Source organism: Micromonospora sp. NPDC047467, from assembly GCF_040643095.1.
In the GTDB taxonomy this organism is placed as follows: domain Bacteria; phylum Actinomycetota; class Actinomycetes; order Mycobacteriales; family Micromonosporaceae; genus Micromonospora.
In genome coordinates, this window is sequence record NZ_JBEYTO010000009.1 from 273,045 (window position 1) to 279,888 (window position 6,844).

General features: G+C 72.3%; 6 protein-coding genes. 4 read left to right on the forward strand and 2 right to left on the reverse strand.

Annotated elements, in window-relative coordinates; translation table 11 throughout:
* Positions 1–190 precede the first annotated feature (190 nt).
* Positions 191–811 (forward strand): tRNA (guanosine(46)-N7)-methyltransferase TrmB, encoded by a 621-nt coding sequence (gene trmB, locus ABZ780_RS25055; RefSeq protein ID WP_357487675.1) that lies wholly within the window; start codon positions 191–193, stop codon positions 809–811.
* Between the two features lie 88 nt (positions 812–899).
* Entirely contained in the window at positions 900–3,413 is a 2,514-nt protein-coding gene (locus ABZ780_RS25060; RefSeq protein ID WP_357006101.1) for a DUF3516 domain-containing protein, read from the forward strand.
* A 10-nt stretch (positions 3,414–3,423) separates the two neighbouring features.
* On the opposite strand, the gene ABZ780_RS25065 is transcribed toward ABZ780_RS25060, so the two are convergent.
* The gene (locus ABZ780_RS25065) at positions 3,424–4,143 is read right to left on the reverse strand and encodes an MBL fold metallo-hydrolase (RefSeq protein WP_357006098.1); all 720 of its coding nucleotides are present in this window, start codon (positions 4,141–4,143) and stop codon (positions 3,424–3,426) included.
* A gap of 110 nt (positions 4,144–4,253) precedes the next feature.
* Here ABZ780_RS25065 and ABZ780_RS25070 point away from each other — a divergent pair, with 110 nt between their 5' ends.
* The gene (locus tag ABZ780_RS25070) at positions 4,254–4,820 is read left to right on the forward strand and encodes a TetR/AcrR family transcriptional regulator (protein WP_357487666.1); all 567 of its coding nucleotides are present in this window, start codon (positions 4,254–4,256) and stop codon (positions 4,818–4,820) included.
* Between the two features lie 15 nt (positions 4,821–4,835).
* Here ABZ780_RS25070 and ABZ780_RS25075 read toward each other — a convergent pair whose 3' ends face one another.
* Positions 4,836–5,831 carry a substrate-binding domain-containing protein gene (locus ABZ780_RS25075; RefSeq protein ID WP_357487667.1) on the reverse strand — a complete coding sequence of 332 codons (996 nt, stop codon included), beginning with the start codon at positions 5,829–5,831 and terminating at the stop codon, positions 4,836–4,838.
* A 273-nt stretch (positions 5,832–6,104) separates the two neighbouring features.
* Between ABZ780_RS25075 and ABZ780_RS25080 the strand changes: the two genes are divergently transcribed.
* Positions 6,105–6,749 carry a hypothetical protein gene (locus ABZ780_RS25080; protein WP_357487668.1) on the forward strand — a complete coding sequence of 215 codons (645 nt, stop codon included), beginning with the start codon at positions 6,105–6,107 and terminating at the stop codon, positions 6,747–6,749.
* Positions 6,750–6,844 lie beyond the last annotated feature (95 nt).

Below are 6,844 nucleotides of genomic sequence, written 5' to 3' on the forward strand. Positions count from 1 at the left end.
AGGACCGCGCCGGGCAGCGGACCGCCCGGCCTGCCGTACCAGATGGATCCTCTCATTCCCGGTCGCACATCACATCCGATCCGCCGACGGCGTCGCGTACTCTCGGATTGCTGTGACCGCCACCGACCATGATCCCGCCGCCGCCCCGCCCGTGGGCCACATCCGCACCTTCCACCCCCGTCGGGGTCGGATGAGCGGCCGGCAGACCGACGCGCTCGGTCGGCTCTGGTCCCGGTACGGCCTGGACGTGTCGGACGAGCCCGTCGACCTGGCGGAACTCTTCGGCCGTCGCGCCCCGGTGGTGCTGGAGATCGGCTCGGGCATGGGGGACAGCACCGCCGCGATGGCCGCCGCTGACCCGGATCGAGATTATCTGGCGGTCGAGGTGCACACGCCGGGAATCGCCAACCTGCTGGACCTGGTGGAGCGCGGTGAGCTCGGCAATGTCCGGATCGCCCAGGGCGACGCGTTGGACCTGGTCAGGGGCCTGCCCGAGGGTTGCCTGGACGCCGTGCACATCTACTTTCCGGACCCGTGGCCCAAGGCCCGCCACCACAAGCGGCGGATCATCCAGCCGGCGCACGTGGCGCTGCTGCGCTCCCGTCTGACGCCGGGCGGCACGCTGCACTGCGCGACCGACTGGGCCGAGTACGCCGAGGCGATGCGGCTGACCCTGGACGCGGACCCGGGGCTGGTGGACGCCTACGGCGGTTTCGCGCCGCGTCCGGCGCACCGCCCGGTGACGAAGTTCGAGCGGCGGGCGATCGTCGCCGGCCGGGCGGTCGCCGACCTGATCTACCGGCGCCGGTGACCGCCGACGCCGCGTCGGCGCCCGGACGAGGGCCCGGCGGGCGGCGGGTTGGCGCGCGGGGGCATGATCCAGGCACCATGGACAGGCTATGACGCTCACTGCCGCGCTGCCGACAAGCGCCGACCCCGACACCCTCTTCGACGCGTTCGCCGGCTGGGCGAAGGAGCGCGGCCTCGACCTCTACCCCCATCAGGAGGAGGCGGTCATCGAGATCGTCTCCGGCGCCAACCTGATCATGAACACGCCCACCGGCTCGGGTAAGAGCCTGGTGGCCATCGCCGCGCACTTCGCGGCCCTCGCCGACAGCCGGACGACCTTCTACACCGCGCCGATCAAGGCGTTGGTGTCGGAGAAGTTCTTCGCGCTGTGCGAGGTCTTCGGGGCCGAGAACGTCGGCATGCTGACCGGCGACGCCAGCGTCAACGCCGACGCCCCGATCATCTGCTGCACGGCGGAGATCCTGGCCAACCTGGCGCTGCGCGAGGGTGCGAAGGCCGACGTCGGCCAGGTGATCATGGACGAGTTCCACTTCTACGCCGAGCCCGACCGGGGCTGGGCCTGGCAGGTGCCGATCATCGAGCTGCCGCAGGCCCAGTTCGTCCTGATGTCCGCCACCCTCGGCGACACCACCCGGTTCGTCGACGACCTGACCCGGCGCACCGGGCGGGCGACCGCCGTCGTGCGCTCGGCCGAGCGGCCGGTCCCGCTGATCTTCTCGTACGCGATGACGCCGATGCACGAGACGCTCGAAGAGCTGCTGGAGACCAAGCAGGCCCCGGTGTACGTCGTGCACTTCACCCAGGCCGCCGCGCTGGAACGCGCCCAGGCGCTGATGAGCGTCAACGTCTGCAGCCGCGCCGAGAAGGACATGATCGCTCAGGCGATCGGTGGTTTCCGGTTCACCTCCGGCTTCGGCAAGACGCTGTCCCGGCTGGTCCGCCACGGCATCGGCGTGCACCACGCCGGCATGCTGCCCAAGTACCGCCGGCTCGTGGAGACTCTCGCCCAGGCCGGCCTGCTCAAGGTCATCTGCGGCACCGACACCCTCGGCGTCGGCATCAACGTGCCGATCCGCACCGTGCTGTTCACCGGCCTGTCCAAGTACGACGGGGTCCGTACCCGGCTGCTGAAGAACCGGGAGTTCCACCAGATCGCCGGGCGGGCCGGCCGGGCCGGCTACGACACCATCGGCCGGGTCGTGGTGCAGGCCCCCGAGCACGTCATCGACAACGAGAAGGCCCTCGCGAAGGCCGGCGACGACCCGAAGAAGCGCCGCAAGGTGGTCCGCAAGAAGCCACCGGAGGGCTCGATCGGCTGGGGTCAGCCCACCTTCGACCGGCTGGTCGACGCCGAGCCCGAGCCGCTGACCTCCAGTTTCCAGGTCAGCCACTCGATGCTGCTCAACGTCATCGGCCGCCCCGGTGACGCGTTCACCGCGATGCGGCACCTGCTCACCGACAACCACGAGGAGCCCGCCGCGCAGCGCCGGCACATCCGTCGGGCCATCGCCATCTACCGGGCGCTGCGCGCCGGTGGGGTGGTCGAGGAGCTGCCCGAGCCGGACGAGACCGGCCGGCGGATCCGCCTCACCGTCGACCTCCAGCTCGACTTCGCGCTCAACCAGCCCCTCTCCCCCCTCGCCCTGGCCACCATCGAGCTGCTCGACGCCGAGTCCCCGTCGTACGCCCTCGACGTGCTGAGCGTGATCGAGTCGATCCTCGACGACCCTCGGCAGATCCTCTCCGCGCAGCAGTTCAAGGCGCGCGGCGAGGCGGTCGCCGCGATGAAGGCCGAGGGCATCGAGTACGAGGCCCGCCTCGAACTGCTCGACGAGGTGACCCACCCCAAGCCGCTCGCGGAGCTGCTGGAGGCCGCGTACGAGATGTACCGGCAGGGCCACCCCTGGGTCGCCGACCACCAGCTCTCCCCCAAGGCCGTCGTCCGCGACATGTACGAGCGGGCGATGACCTTCACCGAGTACGTGCAGTTCTACGGGCTGACCCGCTCGGAGGGCCTCGTCCTGCGCTACCTGGCCGACGCGTACAAGACGCTGCGCCAGACCGTGCCCGAGGACGCCAAGACCGAGGAGCTGATCGACCTCATCGAGTGGCTCGGTGAGCTGGTCCGCCAGGTCGACTCCAGCCTGATCGACGAGTGGGAGCGGCTGCGCAACCCGTCGGACGTGGCCGAGGTGGCCCAGGCGCACGCCGCCCTGACCGATCGGCCGCCGGCGGTGACCCGCAACGCGCGGGCGTTCCGGGTGCTGGTGCGCAACGCGCTGTTCCGCCGCGTCGAGCTGGCCGCGCTACGCCGCTGGGACCTGCTCGCCGAACTGGACGCCGGCGACGGCTGGGACTACGACGCGTGGGCCGACGCGCTGGCGCCGTACTTCGAGGCGTACGACTCGATTGGTGTCGGGCCGGACGCCCGCGGACCGGCGCTGCTGATGATCGAGCAGGGCCGGGAGCGGTGGACCGTCCGGCAGATCTTCGACGATCCGGACGGCGACCACGACTGGGGCATCAGCGCCGAGATCGACCTGGTGGCGTCCGACGAGGTCGGCGCGGCGGTCGTCCGGATCACCGACGTCGGTCAGCTCTGACGCCCACCGATCACCCGGCCTGAGCGGCCGCCTTGATCCGGCGCACCGCCTCACCGGCGCCCTCGTTCCACGGGGTGCCGTGGCCGGGGAGGATCCACGTCGCCCCCAGGTCCTCGATGCGGGCGAGCGAGGCGAGCGCCAGCGCCGGGTCGTCGGTGAACGGCGCCGGCTGCGGGCCCGGCTGGCCGGTCAGCACGTGTCGGGTGGTGAGCGCGTCGCCGACGAACACGGCGTCGGCGATCGGCACGTGCACGGCGATGCTGCCCGGCGAGTGGCCGGGCATTCCGATGACGCGCGGGGCGCCGGGCAGGTCGAGCACCTGACCGTCCTGCACGGTGACCACCTCGCTGAGGTAGGTCGTGCGCAGGCCGCCCTTGCGGCTCGCGTACCAGAAGAAGCGCGCCACGGCGCCCACCTTGAACGTCCCGAAGGGCGTCTTGGACTTGACCTCGCCCCGGGCGCGGGCGGCGTCCTCGGCGTGCACGTAGACCGGTACGCCGTGATCGCGCCGGAGCCGCTCGGCGAAACCGATGTGGTCGGTGTCGCCGTGGGTGAGGATCAGGCCCCGGACGTCGGCGAGCGAGCGGCCCATGGCGGACAACTCCGCGACCAGGTCGGCCCAGTGACCGGCGAGGCCGGCGTCCACGACTGTCACACCCTCCTCGGTCTCGATCAGGTAGGCGGCGACGATGTCGTTGCCGATGCGGTGCAGGTGCGGGCCGAGCTTCATGCTGCCTCCCGAAGTGGCGTGACGTTCTGATGGCTACGATACATAGCCATCATGCCTAAGCACCATAGCTATCATGGTGACGGTCGTCGCCCACCCGGAAGGAACATCGCATGCCCACCCCCGACCGGACGTCCCTTACCGACATCGTCACGGCTGCCCGCCAGATTCTGGAGTCGGAAGGGCTCCCGCGCCTGACCATGCAGGCGGTCGCCGAGCGGGTCGGCGTACGCGCCCCCTCGCTGTACAAGCGGGTCCGCAACCGCGACGACCTGATCCGACTCGTCACCGAGGCCGCGGTCCACGACCTGGGCGAGCGGCTCAGCGCCGTCGCCGGCAGCGGCGACCCGGGCAGGGACCTCGGCGAGTTGGCCCGCGCCTTCCGCGCGTTCGCCCACGCCCAACCCGCCGGCTACCACCTGATCTTCGCCAACGGCCCCGAGGAGACCCGCCCCAGCCTCGACACCCTCACCCTGGCCAGCGCCCCTGCCCTGCGCGTCGCCGCCGACCTCGCCGGGCCCGAACACGCCCTGGCGGCCGCCCGTACGTTCACCGCCTGGGCCAACGGCTTCATCAGCATGGAACTCGCGGGCGCCTTCAACCTCGGCGGTGACCTCGACGAGGCCTTCGAGTTCGGCATCACCCGCCTGACCGCCGCCCTGACGACCCTGCGGCGGTGACGGCCGGCGTCGGCCCTACGCCCCGGGCGGCGCCGTCGAGGCCCGGACGACGACCTCGGTCGGCAGGATCAGGGCCGCCCGGGTCAGTGCCGGCCGCAGGAGCATCCGGACGGCCTCGGCGCCCTTGCGGGCGTGCGGTTGCCGCACGGTGGTCAGGGGCGGGGTGGCGGCAGCCGCCGCCGGCACGTCGTCGAACCCGACGACGGAGAGCCCACCCGGGACGCGGATGCCCCGGCAGGTGGCGGCGGCGATGACGCCGAGCGCCAACCGGTCGCTCATCGCAAGGATCGCCGTGGGCGGCTCGGCGAGGTCCAGCAGCATCCCCGTGGCGGCGGCCCCGTCGGCCTCCTCGGCCCCCCGAGCAGCGACGACGACGACCCGGCCCCCGTCGGCGAGCACGGGGCGCAGGGCGTCCCGGTAGCCGTCGAGCCGGGCGTGGTTGGCGACGGACCCGATGGGCGCGTCGACACCGGCGGGCACCACGGCGGCCTCCGCGCCACGGGCCGGGGCCAGGCTGATCACGCCGATCCGTCGGTGACCGAGGTCGACGAGGTGGGCGGCGGCGGCGCGGGCGGCGGCGCGGTGGTCGATGCCGACGTACGGCTCGCCCGGTGCCACGGGGGCGTCGAGCCCGACGACGGGCAGCCGCCGGGCACGCAGCGTTTCGCGCCGCTCAGGTTCCAGCGGGTCGCAGAAGGCGACGAAGCCGTCCACCCGCGCGGTGGCGACGACGTCCGGCACGCCGGCCTCGGCGCGGGGAACCAGCACCAGCGCGGAGCCGTGCTCGCCGCAGATGCGGGCCACTCCGGCCATGGTCAGTCGTGCCGCCTGGTCCTCGAAGAGGTGCCGCAGGGGCTCGTGGGTGATCAACCCGACAGCGCCGGCCCGCCCCCGGCGGACCGTTTGCGACATTCGGTCAGGGCCGGGAGAGCCGAGCTCCCGCGCTGCGGCCAGGATCCGTTCGCGCAGCTCGCGGCTGAGCTGGTCGAGTCGACTGAACACATTGCTCACCGTGGCCTGGCTGGCACCGCGGGCTTACGCGACGTCGTGCGTGCGCGGGGGTGGAACGCTGCCCATTTGGAGCCTCCACTGCGCCGTACCGGGTCCACTGACACGGACACGTTACCCGCGCAGGCGTCGATGTGTTGTCCGGTGCACGTGCCCGGACGAGCGGCGACCGGCGCGTGCCGGAGTCCGGTTATGGCTCCCAGATTCGCTGGGCGATGTCAGAGGTGTCGATTAGAATGTATGTACTAATCAAGTTCCTGACCTGGGAGGACGCCCGTGACCGCGCCCGCCTCCACGCCCCTCACTCCCTACGCCACCCTGCTCGGCTTCACCCGCTACGTCGACCGCACCGGCCCCACCAAGGCGACCTTCGTGGGCGGGCTGCGAAAGCAGCGCGCCAGTCGCTCCGGCTTCAACCCGCACGGCCAGTTCGTCAAGGCGCTCAAGGCCGACATCGCCTTCCACACCGGCGGCACCCACCTGACCGGGGTGGTCGACGTGGTCAAGCCACGCTGGCGCCCGCTCTACCAGGCCCTGATGCCTGGTGCCACGGCCTGGCTGCACTCCCTCGGCGACCCGGCCGCCATCGATCTCGCGCAGACCCGCGACGCCCTGGCCATGCTGGGCGACCTGCCAGTCAAGATCAACCCCCATTTCGGGGTACGCCACAGCGACGGCCGCGCCGAAGCGGTCCGGCTGCACTTCGACGAGACCCCACCGAGCGAGGAATCGGTGCTCGCAACCCTGCACCTGATGGCCCGGCACATGGACGCGGTCCTCCCGCACGCCGAGCCGGTCCTGGTCGACGTCCGACGCGGTCAGGCCCATCGCATGCCCGCCGACGCCAAGCCCGAGCACATCGAACGCTGGCTGGCCGGCGAAGCAGCCGCCTTCCGCGCCATCTGGTCCACCGCCGCCTGACAACTCCCCCACCCCGCCGGCCCCGGCCCCGCTGGCCGCCGGGCCGGGGCCGCCGGCCAGGCACGCCGGGCCGGCGGGGGGCGGGCGCCCGCCGG

What these genes read in the sequence shown, in the direction of transcription:
- ABZ780_RS25060 (WP_357006101.1), top strand. Translation starts at nt 900, where the DNA reads ATGACGCTCACTGCCGCGCTGCCGACAAGCGCCGACCCCGACACCCTC.
- trmB (WP_357487675.1), top strand. Translation starts at nt 191, where the DNA reads ATGAGCGGCCGGCAGACCGACGCGCTCGGTCGGCTCTGGTCCCGGTAC.
- ABZ780_RS25070 (WP_357487666.1), top strand. Translation starts at nt 4,254, where the DNA reads ATGCCCACCCCCGACCGGACGTCCCTTACCGACATCGTCACGGCTGCC.
- ABZ780_RS25065 (WP_357006098.1), bottom strand. Translation starts at nt 4,143, where the DNA reads ATGAAGCTCGGCCCGCACCTGCACCGCATCGGCAACGACATCGTCGCC.